The sequence below is a fragment of the Paenibacillus sp. H1-7 genome (assembly GCF_022354825.1).
Taxonomy (GTDB): domain Bacteria; phylum Bacillota; class Bacilli; order Paenibacillales; family NBRC-103111; genus Paenibacillus_S.
In genome coordinates, this window is record NZ_CP031168.1 from 7,157,969 (window position 1) to 7,177,500 (window position 19,532).

Sequence of the window (19,532 nt, forward strand, 5' to 3'; positions counted from 1 at the left end):
AAGGGATACCCCTCGGCCAATAATCGGTATATCATCCCGCACGGAAACAAGTTAAAATAGGAAAATAACGGATTTTTCCATCGAAAATAGTCCAGGCGGGTGATAACTATGGAAGACACAAGGCTCGAGGAGCTGGAGAGCCGATTGCTGGTGGGGCGTAAGCAGGAGCTGACGGCCTTTCTTGAGGTATGGAACGATTCCGCCCGCTCTACAAAAATAGTGAACCTATACGGAACGGCAGGGATCGGCAAAAGCTTTCTTCTTGACGAATTTCAAAGACAGGCTCGCGCAAGGGAAGGCCAATGTGTAACGATAGACAGCGACGGCTTCGTCAAAACTCCGCAAGCGTTTTGCGGGCATATTCTCGATGCGCTAAGGTATGACGGCAGCGACCGTACGGACGAATCGCAGCTCCCCAACGCATGCGTACAGTTTCTTAACAAGCTGGCTTCGTCGCAGCGGATTCTTTTGCAGATCGATGTATACGAGCGGATGGAAAGTATGGACCAATGGCTGCGCGACTTTTTTCTCAAGCAGCTGGATCCCCATATTCTGATCGTCATAGCCGGCAGATACCCGCTTACCGAACCGTGGTATTTGTCCCCTGCCTGGAGGCAGCTTATCCTGCGCATGCCGTTGACCGATCTCGACTACCCGTCGGTGGAGCGTTATGCGGAATACAGCCACGTGAGTGACCGCGATAGCGTCGAGCGCATTTGGCGCTACTCGAGCGGCCATCCTTTGACCATGTCGCTGGTTACCTTCATTCTGAGCCAGTCCGGTTCCAAGGAAGCGATTCCGGGTGACGAGAGTACGCTGCCTTATCTTGTGAATCAATGGCTCCGGGAGGTACCGGGAGATTATATGCGACCTTTTGTCGAGGCCGCTTCCGTTCTCCGGCATTTTAATCAGGAAAGCTTGTCGTTCGTCATGGGACGGGAGATCACTGCTTCGGAGTTTTATCAATTAATCCGATTCTCCTTTATCCGCAAAGCAGACCGGGGATGGACCGTGCATGCATTAATGAGGGATGCGATCCAAAGAGAGCTTCTTTCCAGAACCCCTTCGGTATATGAGGCAATTAAAAGCAAGGCCTTGCAATATTATTATGATAGGCTTGTCGACACGGGCAGCCAGTCTCCGAATGCGCGGGAAGCCGTTGAATTGATGTATTACATCGGCGATGCTCTGATCCGGGCGTTCATGAACTGGTTCGAGCTGTCTCCGAGACATTTTGAAACGGCAGGCGTTGGATATAAAGAGGAGCTGGAGGCTTATGTCCGCAGGCGGCAAGAAACAGCCAAGGATACCCGGATCGAGCTATTCGATCCTTATACGAACCGGGTTTTTGAATTTTTCATATCGGCAGCGGAATCGCGCTTTACCGTTCAATCACTCGATTTTGACGCGCTGTTCGGCTTGGGATATGACGTTGTACGGACGATGAGGGATGCGGCGGGCGAGATGATCGGGCTCGCTGTCATCATTCCGATCAACAGCAGGACCTTGCCTTATTTGCAGCAGGCTCCCAGGTCGTCGGCCTATTTCGGCAGCTTGCCGCCGGACCTGCACAAGCGGCTGTCCGTTCCTGCGTATACACGGGCTGGCTGGTTTATCGAAACGATAGACACCGTCGATTTCGGGGATGCAGCTCAGCAGACAGCCATCGGCCATTTGCTGCATTCGTTGATTTTTACAGGCGAATTTATTGTAGAATCTCCCGCTCCGTTTCCTTATTTCATAGAAGCTCATAAAAGCCTCGGCTTCGAAACGGCACATCACGGCAGCCACCGAAATTATGACGGCGTGACGCAAACCAATACGTTCGTAATCGATATGCAGGACGAGCGGATCGTCAGCTATATTCATAGAATGCTGAAGCTAACCGGCCAGCAAAGCATTATACGGCATAGCGATCTGCTCCATGACGATCCGCCTGCCCCGGAGCCGGATGAAGATCCGATTCTGAAACGGAACGATCTGACCGTTCGCGAGAAGGAGGTCGCCAAGCTTTTGGAAAAGGGATATACGAATGTGGAAATTGCGGCGGCTCTCTACATTAGCGAAGTGACCGTGAAAAAGCATATGAAATCGATGCTCGGCAAGCTGCAGGCGACGAATCGTACCCAGCTGCTCAAGAAGCTGCTGGATTGACAGCCTGGACACCGCCGAAACTTAAGGCTTCAGATGGATGCATAAGCAGCCGGTTTGTGGTATTCTAAGAAAGTTATTTCTTACGCGAACATATGTACTTATGTCGTAATGGCATCTTAGAAGAACCGGAGGTTTCTCATCATGCTTCAACGAACACACAGCACTGCGGGCGTACTGGCGGCCGAATGCGTCCTTCTGTATTACGACGTCCCTTTATGGTCGTGGGAGACGGCGGGAGCGCTGCTGCTCGGCTGCTTTGCCGGACCGCTTGCGGATATCGATAAGCCCGGCTCCGTCATGGCCAAATTGTTTTTCCCGCTGTCCGCTTTGCTCAAACTATTGAAAATTCATCACCGCACGCTGACTCATTCCATTATTTTCATGGCATTGATCGCGATGGCAGCCTCGCCGATACCAGAGCTGTATTATTGGACCTTTGTGCTGGCATACGCCTCCCATCCGCTCATCGACCTGCTCAACGAGCAAGGAGTAGCGCTCTTCTGGCCCATTCGCAAAAAAGTCCGCCTGCTCCCCAAATTTGTAGCCATCGATACCGGATCGAAGACGGAAGCTTTGTTCTGCTTCGTGCTCCTCTGCGTTTGCATCTGGCTTCCGGTGCGCAGCTTGTGGATGGACTGGTTTTGAAGCTTGGAACGAAAAATAAGCCTAGCCGACAAGAGTCCATGGCTCCTATCGGCTAGGCTTATTCTTTTTTCCGTTCATGGCTGGCTTCGGGCCAAAGATTATTTCGCCGTCGCTTTAATAAATGGATCGGTCATCAGGAATTTGTCCGCCGGAATAACTTCCTTCAGATTACCGTTTTGTACGAACAGCTTTTCCAAATTCTCGTACCATTTCTTCGCCGTGCCGTCCTTGAACGCATCGGCGATTTTTTTATTGTCGAGCCATTCGAGCGAATCCAGCTGCAGCTTCAACGATTCCTCCGGCACCTGCGTATAGGCGGCCGTCATTTTAATCGCTTCCTCTTTATTTTGCAGCTTGTAGTCGGTCGTCTTGGCAATCGCTTTCAGAAATTTCTCCACCAAATCCGGCTTCTCCTGCAAAAACTTCGGATTGACTACCCAGCTCGCCGGGAATATATATTCCGGGAAAAAGTCGCTGTTATCGCCCAGCTTCACCATATTTTCTTTGCCGACCTGCTTCTCGATCTCGAGCGTATACGGAGACCAGATCGCCACCGCGTCGACTTTATTGGCTACATAAGCGGAAACCGCGCCGGCTACGTCCATGTTGACGATGTTCACATCGCTCGGCTTCAGGCCGCCTTTCTCCAAGCCTAGGTTGAGCACCATCTCCCCGGACGTCCCTTTAGGCACGCCTACGGTTTTTCCTTTCAAGTCGGCCCATGTCTTGATTCCCGACTTTTTCGTTGCGAACACCATGTCGCTTTTGCCCAGGCTGACAATGTTAATGATGTGCCCTTTGCCTTGCGCCGCGAGGAATGTAGCTCCAGGACCGATGTAGGCAATATCGATGTCGCCCGAAGCCATGGCCTGGAATTCCGGAGGGCCGCTCAAAAATTTGACCGCATTGACGTTGATGCCGGCTTCCTTGAAGAAGCCCTTCTCTTCGCCGATAACGATCGGCGTCGCTCCGTTCATATCAGGCATGTAGGCGACGTTAATCGTTGGCGTCTTGCCCGCCGGCTTATTCGGCTCGGGAGCTTGAGCCGGGGAAGAAGCATTGCCTCCGCCTCCCGGGGAGCACGCTGAAACCGCCATGACCGTACCAAGTACGGCGGCAAGAACGGACAACCGGAATGTTGATTTACGTTTCAACAACATAAAGACCCTCTCCTTTTATACGTGCGATTATTTTGCCACTTCCAGGTATTCCCGATACACCTTCGACCAGATTTCGTTCTTGATGCGGACGAACCGCTCATCCAGCTTCGTCGCCTGATCTCTCGGATAAGGAATGTCGACGTCGATAATTTCCTTGATCCGGCCGGGCCGGGCGCTCATAATGATCACCCTCTGCGCCAGGATCACCGCTTCTTCCACATCGTGCGTGATGAAAAAGCAGGTCTTTTTCTCGGTCTGCCATGTTTTGAGCAGCTCCTCCTGCAGCTGGGCGCGGGTTTGGGCATCCAGCGCTCCGAACGGCTCATCCATCAGAAGCACCGCAGGCTGCACCGCGTAGGCACGGGCAATCGCCACGCGCTGCTTCATCCCGCCCGACAGCTCCTTCGGGTAAGCGTTCGCGAAATCCTTAAGCCCGACGATTTCCAAATACCGCTCTGCCGTCTCCTTGCGCTCCTGCTTGCTTAAGCCGCGCAGCTTCAAGCCGAACTCGACGTTTTTCAATACCGTTTTCCATGGAAACAGCGCATACTGCTGGAATACGACTCCGCGTTCCTTCCCCGGACCCTTCACCTCGACGCCGTCCACCTTCACCGATCCGGAGGTCTTATCCTCCAGGCCCGCAATAATGTTGAGCAGTGTCGTTTTGCCGCAGCCGCTCGGGCCTACGACGCAGACGAATTCGTTTTGATTAATGGTCAAATCCGTGTTTTGCAGCGCGGTGACGTCCCCATTGCGGCCTTTATAAATTTTGGACAAGCCGGCGATTTCGATTTTGGGCTGTTTCACGGCTTCCATGGCTTGTGCTGCTTCTAGGCGTTGCGTACTTCCTGCCATCCCGTCAGCCTCCTTTCCAAGAAGAGAACGAATTTATCCATTGCTAATCCGATAATACCGATCACGATAATACCAAGAATGACGACTTCCATCCGGAAGTAAAGACTGGCCTCCATGATCATGTTGCCGAGTCCTTTGCTCGCTCCCGTCAGCTCTGCAGCTACCAATGTCGTCCACGCCGCGGCCAAACCGAGCCGAACGCCGACCAGAATGTATGGAAACGAAGCCGGTACGATAACCTCGAAAAAGATGTCTCTGTCTCTTGCTCCAAGAACGCGGGAGGCGCGGATCAGCGTCGGGTCGACATTGCGTACGCCCTGAAAAATCGAGATAACCATAACGAGAAACGTCGATACGAAAATGACCGTCACCTTGGCGGATTCCCCTACGCCCTGCGCTACGATAACAAGCGGAATAAGCGCAATAGGAGGAATCGTGCGGAAAAATTGGATCCAAGGCTCGACCACGGATCGGATGACGCTGTACCAGCCCATAAGAAAGGCTACGGGGATCGCTACGATCAGCCCAAGCGAAAAGCCTCCGAGCACGCGGAACAGGCTGGCCCCGATATTCGTCCACATGCGGCCGCTGGACACTTCTTCGATCAGCGTGCCGACTACGATGGTCGGATTCGTAATTATCGCTCCTACGGCCGGTATGGCCGACAACACATACCATAGTGCAATCCCGACGATGATGGAAATGACAGTTAGTAATCCATTCGGAATTTTTTTCAAAGGGAACAGCCTCCTTCTTTACGGATTATGACTTGTATGGGGTTTGCTTTCTTGCTGCCGATCTTATCCGTCATAAGCGGGCTGCAAAGCTTCTTTGGAATACGTGCGGCGCAGCTGATCGGCGGCTTCACTCCACCCTTTGCGGTCCAATCGGCGAATCCAGTCCTCCGCGCTCAAATATTTCCAAGGCCCCGTTTCGATCACTTTTTGCATCGGGTCTACCTTATAGCCCGGCTTGCGCGCTTGCTCATGCTGCCATTGGGTGAGACGGTGGTCCATTTCCTTCACGATGTCAGGGTATTGGTCCGCCACATTGACCGTCTGATTCGGATCGTTCTCCATGTCGTACAAGGTCACTTCGTCAAAGTGCAGGTATAGACCCGGGTGATAGGTGCGGATAAAATACCACCGGGCATCCCGAACCGCGCGCTGGCATACGTACAAAGCATGATCCATGACGAGGTAGTCACGGCCCTCCCAATGCTCTCCTCTCAGCGCCGGCAGGAACGACTTGCCGTCCCAGCCGGACGGTACTTCAAGGCCTGCGAGCTCGGCGATCGTCGCGATGACGTCGACATTGTAGACGAATCCGTCGATGGCTTGCCCCTGCTGTGTCATACCGGGTACGGTCATGATCAGCGGAAGATGATGGACCGCTTCGGTAGCGCTGGCATGCTCGATGTAGATGCCCTGCTCGCCCATCGATTCCCCGTGATCCGCGCTAATGACGAAGCATATCTCGTCTTCGATGCCCAGCTCGCGCAGCGTGTCGAGCAGCTGGCCGACGTGCCGGTCCATATAGCTGATGCCGCCGTCGTATCCGTCTACCGCGTGCTTGAAATCATCCCTGTTGGAAATGCGTCCCGGCATCGTGGCCGGATAGCTGTCTCCCCAATGCAGGAACGTCGCCGACCGCGGGAAGCTGTCCTTCTGCTGCGAAGCAATCGCCGCTTCATCCGGGAACGGTTTGACCGGAGTGTCCTTCCACTGCTCCATATATTCGATCGGATACGTATAGAACGTGTGAGGATCCCAGTATTGAATATGCAAAAAGTAATTGTCTTCCTTGCCGTGCTGCTTCAGCCAAGGGATGACGGCATCGTTCACCTCGTCGGCGTTCTCGTTGCCCTCCTTCAGCGAATGGGTATGCACTTCGTTCCAGCCGGCAAAATACCACCAGGCATGGTGCCTGTCACCGAACGACGAGAATGTAACCGTCTTCATTCCAGCTTCACGTAAATACCTTGTGAAAAAAGGAACCTCTCTGCTGTGGCCGTCCCCCTCGGGATATTGAAATTCGCCGCCGGGTCCCCAATGGGTCAAGGCTCCATGGTTGATGCCGAAGCGTCCGGATACGAAGCTGGCCCGGGACGGAACGCACGGTGACGATGCGCAGTAGCAGCTGTTGAAGCGCACGCCTTTGCTTGCGATGGAATCAATGTTGGGCGTCGTATTCCGGTTATATCCGTAGCAGCCCATATGATCGGGACGAAGCGAATCGATATCCAAATAAATGATTCTCATAGTGTCGTTGACCTCCTGCTCACTCTATCGTTGTTGGATTTATTGCTATTATAGGAGAGAAATGAGCCGCTCAAAAGGTTGAACTATTTTCAAACCTTTTGGCCTAGCCCTTGTCAACGCAAACAGGCCGACTGGAGCTTGGTCTCCAGTCGGCCTGCCATGCAGCGCTGCGATGCGCGCCTATTCGGTTCGCGTACCGCAATCTATATTAAGGGGGTCGAGTATTATAATAACGCCCGTTTCTTAAAGCGACATGAACGAAACCTTATAGAAACATTAAATTCGTGACATGCTTATTAAGGATGTCTTTTTTTTACATGCAGGACCGAATCGCCTTATGCTATAAATAGATTGCTGCAGCAAAACAAAAGGAGGAATCGATATGTTCAACAAAATAGCGACCGTATCCGTATATGTAGACGATCAGGAAAAAGCCGAAGCATTCTGGGTCGAGCAAGTAGGCTTCGAAATCCAAAAGAAAATTCCAATGGGACCCCATGCGTTCTGGATGGAGCTGTCTCCTCCGGGCGCGGAAAGCTGCATCACGATTTATCCGAAATCCATGATGCCTGAAGCAGGAGCGCAAACCTTGGGCATCGTCTTTCAAACCGACGACATTCAGGCCGCTTACGCCAAGCTGAAAGCGAAAGGTGTAGAGATCGAGGAGCCTAAGGAGCTCGGCTTCGGTATTTTCGCTCAATTTAAAGATAACGACGGCAATGTATTCGGCCTCCGTCAGCATAAATAAATCGCCAACAGCCCTTTCGACAAAAAGCCCTCTTCATCAAGAAGAGGGCTTCGCATTCTACTGGTACATTGCACCGCGGTTATATGCGGAGTAGGCTTGGTTCTGGTTCTGGAATGCCATGTTTGCTTGCTGCTGACGGACCGATTGCTCCATTTGCGCGCACATTTGCAAACATTCCTGCATGCGCTGAATGGCCGTCTGATGGCCTTGGAGCGTCATTTGGATCATCTGGGACGCTTGACGCTCACGCTGAGCCAGCATCTCAAGCTGTTGAGCATTTTGCTGCTCTTGGCGAAGCATTTGCTCATAATTCTGACTTGCCTGCTGTGTTTGCTGAATCAGCTGCCCAATCGTTTGCTGGCAATGCTGAAGCTGTTGAATAACCTGGTGCATGGATAAGTGCCTCCTTGAAATCCTGCGGAATTTGTGAACCTGTACTATTGTCCCTATCTCAACGAGGATTATACATGGTATCCGTCGTCCAAAAGGATAATCGGCCCCGATGGCTTCAGCACATCGTGCTGCTTGAGCATCCATTTCTGGAATTCCGAAGGAGTAACTCCCAGGCAAAGCTTGAACTCTTTGGAGAAATGAGCATAATCGTAATAGCCTAAATCAAGCATGCATTGGTGAAGGTCAACGTCCGGATGGAACAAAATCCGCAGCCGCGCCTTATTGAACCGGGTAATTTTGTGAAGTCTTTTGCCGGACATCCCGATGAGCTCAGAGCATATTCGTTCGAATTGCCTTTGGGAATAACCGCTTTCCTCAATCGCTTTATGGATGCTATATTGCATAGGCTCGTAATACAGCTTCGATAAGATGGGGATCATGGGGTTACCGATAGCCGAAGGCCGAAGGATGGAATGCAAGTAAGTCTGGAGCACGCCCACCGCTTCATCCAGATTTGCGTGCGCCAGCCGCTCCTCCAGAAGCTGTACCTGCTCTGCCCCGAGCAAGTGCGATAACGGCACGATCCGGTCAACGAGCGGTTTGACGGGAATCTCTGTAAAAGCCGAAAGCCCTCAAGGCAGTAAGCGTATACCGAATAATCGGAGCTTCCCATGTGCGGCAAGCCTGTAATAGCGGGATAAAGGGCCGTATTAATCCCGGAACAATTCCTCCAAAACCGCTTTCCTGTTCTCCAAAAACCGACGCGTCACAATATAATGCAGTGTATCTTCATAAGCAATTTCACCGATCGGGGCGGTATCGAAGTTGACGATTTGGGCATTCGGATAGCCAAGCAATAGGGGAGAATGCGTCGCGACAATAAATTGCGCTTCCTTCTCCAGATCCTTCATAATGCGCATAAGCGCCAACTGGCGTGCGGGAGAGAGCGCGGCCTCCGGCTCGTCCAACAAGTAAATCGCCTTTTTGCCGAACCGGTGCTGAAATAAAGATAAAAATGCTTCTCCATGAGACTGCTTATGCAGAGATTTACCGCCGTAATATTGCAAGCTATCCGGAATTTCGTCCAGGTGGGAGGCAAAATGATAAAACGTTTCGGCACGCAGGAAAAATCCGTTCGTGATTTTTGGCATCCACGACAGCCTGATATAATCCCCTAACGAGGATCGGGAAGCGTCCACCTCGTAGCTATTGTTCCTTCCTCCCCCCGCTGTATTGAATCCGCATTGGTAGGCGATCGCTTCCAGAATGGTAGACTTGCCGGAGCCGTTCTCGCCAACGAAAAAAGTGACGTTGCCGTTAAACGCAATCTTCTCCGCATCGCGCAATGCTGGTATCGAGAAAGGATATTTTCTAACGTCAGGGAATTGATCTCTTAGAATGGAAACACTGCGCAGAAACATGGTTCATTCACCTCTTTAGGTAAGCATAGATCGACTTCAATAACAACGGTTTAAGAACATATGTTTCCTTATATTATACATTGAATGAGGGTAAGAGCCAAGCCTGCACCTTTCTCCCTCCTTCCCGAAGCGCTGCTGCCTTCTATACCAAAAAGCCCGCATCCGGAATCATTGATTCGGGATACGGGCCGCAAGTCAGCAGGATTGGACTATTTGAGCAAATACTTTTCCAAATCGTCAAGCAGCAAATGGGCCGACAAAATACCGCCGGATGAATTCCAAATGCCGTCGTTGACCTTGATCGTCTTGCCTTTTTTCACAACGTCCAGGTTTTTCCACAACGGATCTTCCTGCCACAGCTTCTCGTTCTTCGTCGTTTCTCCCTTTTCGTCCTCCAGCGTGAAATAGAACATAATATCGCCATCCAGCTCCGGCATCCGTTCCCTGCTGATGATATCGGCGAACGTCTCTTTATCCTGTGCAGCAGGTCGCTTCAAGCCGACTTTCTTCAAAATGCCTCCGGCAAACGTATCTTGATAGTAGACGCGAACCTTGTCTGCCACGTAGAACCGGACGAGGGAGACCTTCGTATTGACCTTGTCTCCCAGCTTTTGCTGCAGCTCTTTAACATGCTTGTCAAACTCGGCAAGCTTCTTGTCCCCTTCTTCCTTCTTGTTCAAAGCTTCCGCATACAGTTTAAAATTGATTAATGAGTCCGAGTTCGTTCTTTCCGAGAAAATCGTCGGAGCAATAGCAGATAATTGGTCATATATTTTCTCCTGACGCAGCTTGATTCCGATGATCAAATCGGGCTTCAAAGCAACGATTGCCTCCATGTTCGGCTGGTTCTCATCGCCGACGATCTGCACTCCGTCCAGTTTGTCTTTCAAATGATCATACATAGGCTGGACACCCCATGCTTTAACCATACCGACCGGTTTGATACCAAGCGCCAGCGCGGCTTCAACCGCATCGTTGCCCAGAACGACAACCCGCTTGGGGTCGCCCTTAACCGTTGTTTCTCCCATGGCATGCTTTACCGTGTACGGCTTGCTCGCTTCCGGCTGCTTCGCCTGCTGATTTTGAGCCCCCGCAGCGGCCGCTCCGCCCGTTTTCTCACTGCCTGCCACCGGTACTGTGTTCGATGCTCCTCCCGATCCGCATGCGGATAAAATCAATGCCAGCGACAGCAGGATAGCCACCACTGGAAATGTTGTTTTTCTAAACATCTTGCTTCTCTCCCCTTTTTTTTGATAATGATAATTGTTATCATTTAAATAGTGTATGGCATGGCAGATCGATCGTCCATGCTCTGGAGTATCCGTTTTGTTAAACGATACTACCTGAACCCCATTATATCCGGAGGTATTCCAAGAGCGGAGTTGAAGGAAGTGGCTATGAACCGTACAAGAACCATCCCCCATACCCTGTATCTGCTGTCATCCATTCGGAAATACCGCAGCAGAAAACCGGTAACCGTACGCCGGAGAATCCCCGTTCCTATGCTTTGTTTTGTTGTCCAAGGCACCGGAGTGCTTACCCTAAATGAATCGGTCCATTCCATTGGGCCATTGCAGCTCTTTTACCTGCCGCCCGGCACATTCGTCGAAGCTGCGGCAAAAAGCGGCAGCCTGGAGTATTATCTTATTGTGATCGACGCCCGGACCGCCATTAAACGAAAAGGATATTGGCAGGTTGCCGGTTCCGCAGAACTCCACCCGTTACTGTCCCGAGGCCACGTGCCTATTGGCGACGGCAAACAAGCTCACCGGAGAATCGAGGAGCTTTACGACTCGCTTACCTTACGGTCTGGTACATGGCCCGCCGATCCGGACAGACAGCTCCAGTCGTTGATAGATTTCATAATCCGCGATCTGGCGGCCAAGCAGGAAGCAAGCCGTGCCGATGATGCCGGAATCGATCGTTGCATTGCCTACATGAGGCATTATTTTCATGAGAAAATAACGAGAAACACGCTGGCCGACATCGCCAAGCTGACTCCCAATGCTTTTTGCCGCAGCTTCAAGCGAAAAACAGGGCTGTCTCCGACCGATTTTCTAAACCGGATCCGCATTGATCATGCCAAGCTTCTGCTGTCACCCGGAAGCACAGTGAAGGACGTCGCTTCCGCTGTCGGCTACAGCAGCGAATATTATTTCAGCCGGATATTCAAGGAGTTCGTCGGTCTCCCCCCAACGCTGTTTATCAAAAGAGAGCGATTGAAAGTCGCGATTGCCTCGCGCTGGGGCTTGCAAGATAACCTGTCGTCGATGGGCCTGGAGGCGGTCGCCGCCGTTGATTGCTACAAATATCCTGGTATAGGCGAAGCCGAGCACGGTCTGCGAATACTTGCCCAGCTGGAGCAGCTGAGGCTGGCCGCACCGGATCTGATTATCGGCGATTACGCTCATCTCGCGTATTACGATGAGTTCAAGCAAATAGCTCCAACCGTCATTTTGGAGCACACTCTCGACTGGCGCGCGACCCACTTGAAAATTGCCGAGCTCGTAGGGCGTGAACGCGAAGCGATACAAACGTTTCATCAGCTCGACGAGAGCATAGATGAAGCTCGCAACCGATTGAATCGCGCTAACGGAACGAAGACCGTCACCATCATGCAGGTCATACCGGGCTTATTGCGTATCCAAGGCACGATCCATCATCCGCTGAACGAGCTGATTTATAAGGAATTGGGGCTTCTGCCCGGCCGGTCGGTTCCGCGCAATAAAATGCGGGATGAATGGCAGCCGGAGGAGCTTACTGCCGTGGAAACGGATCAGCTGTTCACTATCACATTCGGGAATCGCAATGAAGCGGAAGCGTTGGTATCCAAGCTTCAGCTGATCCCCGAGACTCCGTTGTCTCCTGCATCCCGGCAGCCGGGGCCCTTGTTCGTTCCGAACTGGCTTATTATGAGCTGGACCCCGGGGGGACGCAGACGCATTATTGAACAGGTTGTGGAGGCGCTGGCAACCCCTCATCCGGCTAGAAATTAACAACAGCTATCAATAAATAGAAGGAAAATTCAGCGTTCGGATGGAATACATAAATAACATTCGATGCGGGGAGCAGCAGCTTCTGCTATCAAAGAGGAGGATCCTAAACATGCAGGAACAGAACTATGGAAATCATAAAAGGCTTCATCCGCTTTTCCATTTCATCGGCTTTCCATTGGCTCTCATTACTTGGATAGCATCTATTGTCTATTTCATCATGACGATCTCGTGGGTATCCTTCTTTGCCGTCATCGCGGCGACAAGCCTGATCATCACTTTTTTTCTCACACGGCTCTACGCAACGAAGCTTCAGGACCGCATCATACGAAACGAGGAAAATTTCCGCCATTACATGCTGACAGGAGATACATTGGACCCGCGGCTTACGGCCTCTCAAGTGGTTGCCTTGCGATTTGCCGGTGATGCGGAGTTCCCTGCCTTATGCAAAAAAGCCGCCAAGGAGAACCTGCAGCCCGCCGACATCAAAAAGGCGATCAAACAGTGGCGCGCGGATGAGCATCGGGTCTAGCTCGGCATTATCTGCGGCAAATGTATCAAAAAAGCTTGGTCGGGGGTCGCGAAGACCTCCAACCAAGCTTTTTTTCAAATACTGCACCATGCCTAGATTTTAGATAACAAAATTATCAGTGCTCGCAAACCGTTCTACGAATCGTTTACTGCCCCGAAATCGTAATATCGTTTTTGGCAAAAGCCGTGACCGATCGTGTTTTTTCGTAGAAATGAGTGGCTTTCGCCTGAATGCCTTCCCTCGTGTAAAATTCGTCATTCCTAGACAGCGGCAGCTTCACGGACTGCCCCGTGCTGGCCGACTTATAGATTGCGGTAATAAACTCCAGCGTATTTCTTCCGCTCGTCCCGTCGATCAACAAGTCCGACCCGTTCTCTATCGCCTGAAGCACATTATCGATCTGTCCTTTATGTCCTTCATATTCGACGTCGGGGAGCTGCTCGTACAATGCTTGAATTTGCTGCTCTAGCGTTGGGTTAGGTGCCGGGAAGCCGTTTTCTTTGGATACCGATGCTTTGATTTTCCAAGGGATAGAGATGCGGGCGTCGGCCCCCTGCAGGATGATCTGCTGTTCCTCGCCGTGATGGACGACAGAGCTGGTTACTTGCCCGAGCGCTCCGCCCTTGAACCTCAGCACCGCAACCGACAGATCCTCTACCTCCGCATTATCGTGTGCCGTATTGCTCATAAAAGCATGCACTTCCTCAGGCATCCCCATCATCCATTGCAGCGCATCGATATGATGTACGGCATGATTGATCGTGCAGCCTCCGCCTTCCTTCTCCCATGTCCCGCGCCACCATAGATCGTAATAGCAGTGTCCCCGCCACCAGAAGGAATCGACCTGGGCATGCAATATTTTGCCTGCTACGCCCTCATCGACGATTTGCTTGAGCTTCATCATCGGCGTCCGAAACCGGTTCTGGGCAATGACCGACAGCCTCTTCCCGCTTTTTGCCGCAGCCGCCAGCATTTCATCGCATTCCTGCAGCGACGAAGCCATAGGCTTTTCTACCACCACATTCGTGCCTGCAAGTAAAAAATCGATGGTAATCGGAGCGTGCGTATATGGAGGCGTACAAACCGATACAAGGTCGATTCCCTCACCGAGCAGCTCTTTATAGTCGGCTACGGCTTTCGCTTGCAATCCAAACCGGCGAATGCTCTCCTCCGCCTTCTCCGGAAATACGTCAGCAACCGCAACAATGCGGCATCGCTCCGGAAACGATAAATAAGCCTGTATATGCGCTGCGGAAATAGCTCCTGCTCCAATAACGGCAACACGTAACATGAACAGCTCCTCCATTTCATCCTCTTATTTCCTCTCATATTAAGCGATTTCATTACCACTTTGTAAAATGATCTTGTGCTAATATGTTCTAATCTTGCTATAATGAAGAGAAAATGCGGACACCGGACTGCATACACTTTTTGAATCGTGGTGATTGGGATGGAGCCTTTTTTGTTTCATTACCGGCGTACTTCCGAAGTGGTTTTCAAAGAAGTTTTTCACGCGCATCTGGAAATGGAATTTACTTACGTTCACGAAGGCTGCGGCAACTTAATCATCGAGGGTACGACCTATCCGATCGGCCCGGGCATGCTGATGGTATTCCATCCGTTCCAGCTTCATCGGGTTCAAATGGAGGTAAAACCCGGACAGCCGTTCGTCAGAAGCATGATGATGTTCGATCCGGCCACTTTGCAGCCGTATTGGGATCCGTTTCCCGGATTAAAAGGTTTTTTTCAGCTTCTGAAGCAGCAAAAAGCATTGAAGCCCGTCATGCCGATTAGCGAATCCGACCCGCTCGTTTCTTTAATGGGCCATTTCCATGAGAGCCGCGCAGCTATGATTCCGAACGAAATCGGCGAAGAATTTCATTTCTTTCTTCTTGGTTATTTACGTCAGCTGCGGAGAATTTGGCAGGACCAACAGCCTGAAGCCGAGAGCACCGGCACATCCAGATACCATCATCACGCCGAAGAAATTATGAAATGGATCGAGCTGCATTACCACGAGCCGTTTCGGCTGGAGCAAATGGCCGCGGAGCTGCACCTTTCCCGCTATCACTTAGCCCACTTGTTCAAGGAAGCAACAGGCACGACGATATTGGCCTACGTTCAGGCTACGAGAATACGGCACGCGTGCGTCTGGCTAACCAAGAGCAAATCCGCATTGACGGTGCCCGAGATTGGCGCAAGGGTCGGCATTCCGAATCCGTCGCACTTCTGCAAAGTGTTCCGCGAGACCATGGGCATTACCCCGCATCAATACCGGCTGAACATACAGAAAAACTAAAAAGAGGCTGCGGACTTTGAAAGTCTGCAACCTCTTTTGCAATACATCCTAAGCGGGTGATGGGAATCGAACCCACGCTACCAGCTTGGAAGGCTGGAGTTCTACCATTGAACTACACCCGCATAAATGCGAAAATGCTTCTCGGCAAAACAGTTGCCGTACAAGCAATACATGGTCGGGACGACACGATTTGAACATGCGACCCCCTGGTCCCAAACCAGGTGCTCTACCAAGCTGAGCTACGTCCCGAAGATATGGTGCCGGTAGAGGGACTTGAACCCCCACGGTTTCCCTCACGATTTTGAGTCGCGCGCGTCTGCCAATTCCGCCATACCGGCTTGCTTTTAAAAAATGGCGTGCCCTGAGAGATTCGAACTCCCGACCTTTTGATTCGTAGTCAAACGCTCTATCCGGCTGAGCTAAGGGCACATATGGATTAACTTGGATGCATTACATTGGAGGCGCCACCCAGACTCGAACTGGGGGTAAAGCTTTTGCAGAGCTCTGCCTTACCACTTGGCTATGGCGCCAAATCATGTAATGAAAGCGGAAGACGGGAATCGAACCCGCGACCCTCGCCTTGGCAAGGCGATGCTCTACCGCTGAGCCACTTCCGCAAACTGATGCGCTCGAGAGGACTCGAACCTCCACGGGGGGTTAGCCCACACGGACCTGAACCGTGCGCGTCTGCCAATTCCGCCACGAACGCATGCATCTGAGCCATGTAGGACTCGAACCTACGACACCCTGATTAAAAGTCAGGTGCTCTACCAACTGAGCTAATGGCTCACACTAATATATTCAAGACGATCTGATTTTGATCGCCATGATCTGGCAGGGGCAGCAGGAATCGAACCCACACCAAAGGTTTTGGAGACCTTTGTTCTACCTTTAAACTATGCCCCTATATGGAGGCTGATGGATTCGAACCACCGAACTCGTCAGAGAACAGATTTACAGTCTGCTGCGTTTGGCCACTTCGCTAAGCCTCCATGATGGTGCCGCCGAGAGGACTTGAACCCCCAACCTACTGATTACAAGTCAGTTGCTCTACCAATTGAGCTACAGCGGCAAACATGGCTCGGGACGGAATCGAACCGCCGACACGAGGATTTTCAGTCCTCTGCTCTACCGACTGAGCTACCGAGCCTTATGAAATTGTAAAAAATGGCGGAGCCGACGGGATTCGAACCCGCGGTCTCCTGCGTGACAGGCAGGCATGTTAGGCCTCTACACCACGGCTCCACAATAGAAGAAAATTGGTTGCGGGGGCAGGATTTGAACCTGCGGCCTTCGGGTTATGAGCCCGACGAGCTACCGGGCTGCTCCACCCCGCGTCGTTGTACTTATATGGTGGAGGCTGACGGGATCGAACCGCCGACCCTCTGCTTGTAAGGCAGATGCTCTCCCAGCTGAGCTAAGCCTCCATAATATTATGGCAATAATGGTGACCCGTAGGGGATTCGAACCCCTGTTACCTCCGTGAAAGGGAGGTGTCTTAACCCCTTGACCAACGGGCCGTGCTGCATATACTCTCGAGAAGAAAGATGGCTCCCCGAACAGGACTCGAACCTGTGACAACTCGATTAACAGTCGAGTGCTCTACCAACTGAGCTATCAGGGAACGAATGGTGGAGCCAAGCGGGATCGAACCGCTGACCTCCTGCTTGCAAGGCAGGCGCTCTCCCAGCTGAGCTATGGCCCCAGACGTTACTGTGACAATCGTTCAAGCCCCTATGTATCAAGTCTAAGTCAACCGACTTCATCTTGTAAGAAACATGGTGGGCCTTAGTGGACTCGAACCACCGACCTCACCCTTATCAGGGGTGCGCTCTAACCAGCTGAGCTAAAGGCCCTTGAGCTTTCATAGCGACAAAAAAACCACATCAAGTGGAAATAGTCCGCTTGGCGACGTTCTACTCTCCCAGGACCCTTCGGTCCAAGTACCATCGACGCTGGAAGGCTTAACGGTCGTGTTCGGTATGGGTACGCGTGGTTCCCTTCCGCCATCATCACCAAACGGTATGTTTCTGCCAAGAAACATAAGGTATTTCATTCAGGTCGTCTTGCGCCCTGAAAACTAGATACGAAACGATGCGTGTAATGAGCAAGTGTATTGCATCTCTGACCATACTTCGTATGGCAAATGAATGGTTAAGCCCTCGACCGATTAGTATTCGTCAGCTCCACACGTTACCGTGCTTCCACCCCGAACCTATCTACCTCGTCGTCTTCAAGGGGTCTTACATACTGGGAAATCTCATCTTGAGGGGGGCTTCACGCTTAGATGCTTTCAGCGCTTATCCCGTCCGTACGTAGCTATCCAGCCGTGCTCCTGGCGGAACAACTGGTACACCAGCGGTACGTCCATCCCGGTCCTCTCGTACTAAGGACAGCTCCTCTCAAATTTCCTACGCCCACGACAGATAGGGACCGAACTGTCTCACGACGTTCTGAACCCAGCTCGCGTACCGCTTTAATGGGCGAACAGCCCAACCCTTGGGACCTACTTCAGCCCCAGGATGCGATGAGCCGACATCGAGGTGCCAAACCTCCCCGTCGATGTGGACTCTTGGGGGAGATAAGCCTGTTATCCCCAGGGTAGCTTTTATCCGTTGAGCGATGGCCCTTCCATTCGGTACCACCGGATCACTAAGCCCGACTTTCGTCCCTGCTCGACCTGTTTGTCTCGCAGTCAAGCTCCCTTATGCCTTTGCACTCTTCGAATGATTTCCAACCATTCTGAGGGAACCTTGGGGCGCCTCCGTTACTTTTTAGGAGGCGACCGCCCCAGTCAAACTGCCCACCTGACACTGTTCCCCGACCGGATCACGGCCGCGGGTTAGAACTCCGATACGATCAGGGTGGTATCCCAACGTCGCCTCCACACAAGCTGGCGCTCATGCTTCTCAGGCTCCCACCTATCCTGTACAGATCGTACCAAAGTCCAATATCAAGCTGCAGTAAAGCTCCATGGGGTCTTTCCGTCTTGTCGCGGGTAACCTGCATCTTCACAGGTATTAAAATTTCACCGGATCTCTCGTTGAGACAGCGCCCAAGTCGTTACGCCATTCGTGCGGGTCAGAATTTACCTGACAAGGAATTTCGCTACCTTAGGACCGTTATAGTTACGGCCGCCGTTTACTGGGGCTTCGGTTCATAGCTTCGGGATTGCTCCCTAACCACTCCCCTTAACCTTCCAGCACCGGGCAGGCGTCAGCCCGTATACTTCGCCTTGCGGCTTCGCACAGACCTGTGTTTTTGCTAAACAGTCGCTTGGGCCTTTTCACTGCGGCCCCCTCGGGCTATTCACCCTACCGAGGCACCCCTTCTCCCGAAGTTACGGGGTCATTTTGCCGAGTTCCTTAACGAGAGTTCTTCCGCGCGCCTTAGCATGCTCTGCTCGCCTACCTGTGTCGGTTTGCGGTACGGGCACCTTCTCCCTGGCTAGAGGCTTTTCTTGGCAGCCTGAACTCATGACCTTCGCTACTGTAATTTTCACTCCCCATCACAGACCAGCCTTACGATGTGCGGATTTGCCTACACATCAGCCTCTCTGCTTGGACGGGCATCCATCAGCCCGCGTCACTATCCTTCTGCGTCACCCCATTGCTCATAACGGTTCACGGTGGTACAGGAATATCAACCTGTTGTCCTTCGACTACGCCTTTCGGCCTCGCCTTAGGTCCCGACTTACCCTGAGCGGACGAGCCTTCCTCAGGAACCCTTAGGCTTTCGGCGGACAAGATTCTCACTTGTCTTTTCGTTACTCATACCGGCATTCTCACTTGTGTACTCTCCAGCGCTCCTTACGGTACACCTTCAACGTATACACAACGCTCCCCTACCACGCATTTCTGCATCCATAGCTTCGGTGGCGTGTTTAGCCCCGTTACATTTTCGGCGCAGAGTCACTCGACCAGTGAGCTATTACGCACTCTTTCAATGGTGGCTGCTTCTAAGCCAACATCCTGGTTGTCTGCGCAACTCCACATCCTTTCCCACTTAACACACACTTGGGGACCTTAGCTGATGGTCTGGGCTGTTTCCCTCTTGACAATGGATCTTAGC

15 protein-coding genes, 19 tRNA genes and 2 rRNA genes (1 of these 36 cut by a window edge) are annotated in these 19,532 nt (G+C 52.0%); 6 read left to right on the forward strand and 30 right to left on the reverse strand.

What is annotated here, in order from left to right; translation table 11 throughout:
* The first annotated feature begins 108 nt into the window (after positions 1-108).
* Positions 109-2,154 carry a LuxR family transcriptional regulator gene (locus tag DVH26_RS31455; RefSeq protein ID WP_239629254.1) on the forward strand — a complete coding sequence of 682 codons (2,046 nt, stop codon included), beginning with the start codon at positions 109-111 and terminating at the stop codon, positions 2,152-2,154.
* Between the two features lie 141 nt (positions 2,155-2,295).
* The gene (locus DVH26_RS31460; RefSeq protein ID WP_239629255.1) at positions 2,296-2,799 is read left to right on the forward strand and encodes a metal-dependent hydrolase; all 504 of its coding nucleotides are present in this window, start codon (positions 2,296-2,298) and stop codon (positions 2,797-2,799) included.
* A gap of 98 nt (positions 2,800-2,897) precedes the next feature.
* Here the strand turns inward: DVH26_RS31460 and DVH26_RS31465 are convergent, their stop codons facing one another.
* From DVH26_RS31465 to DVH26_RS31480, 4 genes are all read right to left on the reverse strand, one after another.
* The gene (locus tag DVH26_RS31465) at positions 2,898-3,959 is read right to left on the reverse strand and encodes an ABC transporter substrate-binding protein (protein WP_239629256.1); all 1,062 of its coding nucleotides are present in this window, start codon (positions 3,957-3,959) and stop codon (positions 2,898-2,900) included.
* Positions 3,960-3,986: 27 nt separating this feature from the next.
* Positions 3,987-4,814, reverse strand: coding sequence for an ABC transporter ATP-binding protein (locus DVH26_RS31470; protein ID WP_239629257.1), 828 nt, complete (start codon positions 4,812-4,814; stop codon positions 3,987-3,989).
* Positions 4,790-5,551 (reverse strand): ABC transporter permease, encoded by a 762-nt coding sequence (locus DVH26_RS31475; protein ID WP_239629258.1) that lies wholly within the window; start codon positions 5,549-5,551, stop codon positions 4,790-4,792. Before DVH26_RS31475 ends, DVH26_RS31470 begins: the two co-directional genes overlap by 25 nt.
* A gap of 63 nt (positions 5,552-5,614) precedes the next feature.
* Positions 5,615-7,075, reverse strand: coding sequence for a sulfatase family protein (locus tag DVH26_RS31480; RefSeq protein WP_239629259.1), 1,461 nt, complete (start codon positions 7,073-7,075; stop codon positions 5,615-5,617).
* 382 nt (positions 7,076-7,457) lie between these two features.
* On the opposite strand from DVH26_RS31480, the gene DVH26_RS31485 reads away from it, so the two are divergent.
* On the forward strand, positions 7,458-7,823 hold the full coding sequence (locus DVH26_RS31485) for a VOC family protein (RefSeq protein ID WP_239629260.1): 366 nt from the start codon (positions 7,458-7,460) through the stop codon (positions 7,821-7,823).
* A gap of 57 nt (positions 7,824-7,880) precedes the next feature.
* On the opposite strand, the gene DVH26_RS31490 is transcribed toward DVH26_RS31485, so the two are convergent.
* The 4 genes from DVH26_RS31490 to DVH26_RS31505 all read right to left on the reverse strand — a co-directional run bounded on the left by DVH26_RS31490 (position 7,881) and on the right by DVH26_RS31505 (position 10,866).
* Complete coding sequence (locus DVH26_RS31490; protein WP_239629261.1) at positions 7,881-8,216, reverse strand: hypothetical protein; 336 nt, start codon at positions 8,214-8,216, stop codon at positions 7,881-7,883.
* A gap of 68 nt (positions 8,217-8,284) precedes the next feature.
* Entirely contained in the window at positions 8,285-8,797 is a 513-nt protein-coding gene (locus DVH26_RS31495) for a helix-turn-helix domain-containing protein (RefSeq protein ID WP_239629262.1), read from the reverse strand.
* 129 nt (positions 8,798-8,926) lie between these two features.
* Positions 8,927-9,637 (reverse strand): AAA family ATPase, encoded by a 711-nt coding sequence (locus DVH26_RS31500; RefSeq protein WP_239629263.1) that lies wholly within the window; start codon positions 9,635-9,637, stop codon positions 8,927-8,929.
* A gap of 209 nt (positions 9,638-9,846) precedes the next feature.
* Positions 9,847-10,866 carry an ABC transporter substrate-binding protein gene (locus DVH26_RS31505; protein WP_239629264.1) on the reverse strand — a complete coding sequence of 340 codons (1,020 nt, stop codon included), beginning with the start codon at positions 10,864-10,866 and terminating at the stop codon, positions 9,847-9,849.
* A 168-nt stretch (positions 10,867-11,034) separates the two neighbouring features.
* Between DVH26_RS31505 and DVH26_RS31510 the strand changes: the two genes are divergently transcribed.
* Positions 11,035-12,633, forward strand: a complete 1,599-nt coding sequence (locus DVH26_RS31510) for an AraC family transcriptional regulator (RefSeq protein WP_239629267.1) — start codon at positions 11,035-11,037, stop codon at positions 12,631-12,633.
* A gap of 109 nt (positions 12,634-12,742) precedes the next feature.
* Complete coding sequence (locus DVH26_RS31515; protein ID WP_239629270.1) at positions 12,743-13,162, forward strand: DUF6526 family protein; 420 nt, start codon at positions 12,743-12,745, stop codon at positions 13,160-13,162.
* A 145-nt stretch (positions 13,163-13,307) separates the two neighbouring features.
* Here the strand turns inward: DVH26_RS31515 and DVH26_RS31520 are convergent, their stop codons facing one another.
* On the reverse strand, positions 13,308-14,453 hold the full coding sequence (locus tag DVH26_RS31520; protein WP_239629273.1) for a Gfo/Idh/MocA family protein: 1,146 nt from the start codon (positions 14,451-14,453) through the stop codon (positions 13,308-13,310).
* A gap of 171 nt (positions 14,454-14,624) precedes the next feature.
* On the opposite strand from DVH26_RS31520, the gene DVH26_RS31525 reads away from it, so the two are divergent.
* The gene (locus DVH26_RS31525; protein ID WP_239629275.1) at positions 14,625-15,461 is read left to right on the forward strand and encodes a helix-turn-helix domain-containing protein; all 837 of its coding nucleotides are present in this window, start codon (positions 14,625-14,627) and stop codon (positions 15,459-15,461) included.
* Positions 15,462-15,512: 51 nt separating this feature from the next.
* On the opposite strand, the gene DVH26_RS31530 is transcribed toward DVH26_RS31525, so the two are convergent.
* The 21 genes from DVH26_RS31530 to DVH26_RS31630 all read right to left on the reverse strand — a co-directional run.
* Positions 15,513-15,583 (reverse strand) — tRNA-Gly (locus tag DVH26_RS31530).
* A 50-nt stretch (positions 15,584-15,633) separates the two neighbouring features.
* Positions 15,634-15,710, reverse strand: a tRNA-Pro gene (locus DVH26_RS31535).
* Between the two features lie 6 nt (positions 15,711-15,716).
* Positions 15,717-15,799 (reverse strand) — tRNA-Leu (locus DVH26_RS31540).
* Between the two features lie 14 nt (positions 15,800-15,813).
* Positions 15,814-15,890 (reverse strand) — tRNA-Arg (locus DVH26_RS31545).
* 27 nt (positions 15,891-15,917) lie between these two features.
* Positions 15,918-15,991: transfer RNA gene (locus DVH26_RS31550), tRNA-Cys, on the reverse strand.
* A 15-nt stretch (positions 15,992-16,006) separates the two neighbouring features.
* Positions 16,007-16,078 (reverse strand) — tRNA-Gly (locus DVH26_RS31555).
* A gap of 7 nt (positions 16,079-16,085) precedes the next feature.
* Positions 16,086-16,170, reverse strand: a tRNA-Leu gene (locus tag DVH26_RS31560).
* 7 nt (positions 16,171-16,177) lie between these two features.
* A tRNA-Lys gene (locus DVH26_RS31565) sits at positions 16,178-16,250 on the reverse strand.
* Between the two features lie 43 nt (positions 16,251-16,293).
* Positions 16,294-16,367: transfer RNA gene (locus DVH26_RS31570), tRNA-Trp, on the reverse strand.
* A 3-nt stretch (positions 16,368-16,370) separates the two neighbouring features.
* A tRNA-Tyr gene (locus tag DVH26_RS31575) sits at positions 16,371-16,453 on the reverse strand.
* A gap of 4 nt (positions 16,454-16,457) precedes the next feature.
* Positions 16,458-16,533 (reverse strand) — tRNA-Thr (locus DVH26_RS31580).
* Between the two features lie 5 nt (positions 16,534-16,538).
* Positions 16,539-16,611: transfer RNA gene (locus DVH26_RS31585), tRNA-Phe, on the reverse strand.
* Positions 16,612-16,629: 18 nt separating this feature from the next.
* A tRNA-Asp gene (locus DVH26_RS31590) sits at positions 16,630-16,706 on the reverse strand.
* Between the two features lie 15 nt (positions 16,707-16,721).
* A tRNA-Met gene (locus tag DVH26_RS31595) sits at positions 16,722-16,798 on the reverse strand.
* 14 nt (positions 16,799-16,812) lie between these two features.
* Positions 16,813-16,888, reverse strand: a tRNA-Val gene (locus DVH26_RS31600).
* Positions 16,889-16,906: 18 nt separating this feature from the next.
* Positions 16,907-16,981, reverse strand: a tRNA-Glu gene (locus DVH26_RS31605).
* A gap of 28 nt (positions 16,982-17,009) precedes the next feature.
* Positions 17,010-17,085 (reverse strand) — tRNA-Asn (locus DVH26_RS31610).
* Positions 17,086-17,090: 5 nt separating this feature from the next.
* A tRNA-Ala gene (locus DVH26_RS31615) sits at positions 17,091-17,166 on the reverse strand.
* Between the two features lie 74 nt (positions 17,167-17,240).
* Positions 17,241-17,317 (reverse strand) — tRNA-Ile (locus DVH26_RS31620).
* A 47-nt stretch (positions 17,318-17,364) separates the two neighbouring features.
* Positions 17,365-17,481, reverse strand: a 5S ribosomal RNA gene (gene rrf / locus DVH26_RS31625).
* Between the two features lie 130 nt (positions 17,482-17,611).
* Positions 17,612-19,532: ribosomal RNA gene (locus DVH26_RS31630) — 23S ribosomal RNA — on the reverse strand; it runs 994 nt beyond the window's last position.

What these genes read in the sequence shown, in the direction of transcription:
- DVH26_RS31505 (WP_239629264.1), bottom strand. Translation starts at nt 10,866, where the DNA reads ATGTTTAGAAAAACAACATTTCCAGTGGTGGCTATCCTGCTGTCGCTG.
- DVH26_RS31500 (WP_239629263.1), bottom strand. Translation starts at nt 9,637, where the DNA reads ATGTTTCTGCGCAGTGTTTCCATTCTAAGAGATCAATTCCCTGACGTT.
- DVH26_RS31480 (WP_239629259.1), bottom strand. Translation starts at nt 7,075, where the DNA reads ATGAGAATCATTTATTTGGATATCGATTCGCTTCGTCCCGATCATATG.
- DVH26_RS31465 (WP_239629256.1), bottom strand. Translation starts at nt 3,959, where the DNA reads ATGTTGTTGAAACGTAAATCAACATTCCGGTTGTCCGTTCTTGCCGCC.
- DVH26_RS31520 (WP_239629273.1), bottom strand. Translation starts at nt 14,453, where the DNA reads ATGTTACGTGTTGCCGTTATTGGAGCAGGAGCTATTTCCGCAGCGCAT.
- DVH26_RS31460 (WP_239629255.1), top strand. Translation starts at nt 2,296, where the DNA reads ATGCTTCAACGAACACACAGCACTGCGGGCGTACTGGCGGCCGAATGC.
- DVH26_RS31470 (WP_239629257.1), bottom strand. Translation starts at nt 4,814, where the DNA reads ATGGCAGGAAGTACGCAACGCCTAGAAGCAGCACAAGCCATGGAAGCC.
- DVH26_RS31485 (WP_239629260.1), top strand. Translation starts at nt 7,458, where the DNA reads ATGTTCAACAAAATAGCGACCGTATCCGTATATGTAGACGATCAGGAA.
- DVH26_RS31510 (WP_239629267.1), top strand. Translation starts at nt 11,035, where the DNA reads ATGAACCGTACAAGAACCATCCCCCATACCCTGTATCTGCTGTCATCC.
- DVH26_RS31515 (WP_239629270.1), top strand. Translation starts at nt 12,743, where the DNA reads ATGCAGGAACAGAACTATGGAAATCATAAAAGGCTTCATCCGCTTTTC.
- DVH26_RS31490 (WP_239629261.1), bottom strand. Translation starts at nt 8,216, where the DNA reads ATGCACCAGGTTATTCAACAGCTTCAGCATTGCCAGCAAACGATTGGG.
- DVH26_RS31455 (WP_239629254.1), top strand. Translation starts at nt 109, where the DNA reads ATGGAAGACACAAGGCTCGAGGAGCTGGAGAGCCGATTGCTGGTGGGG.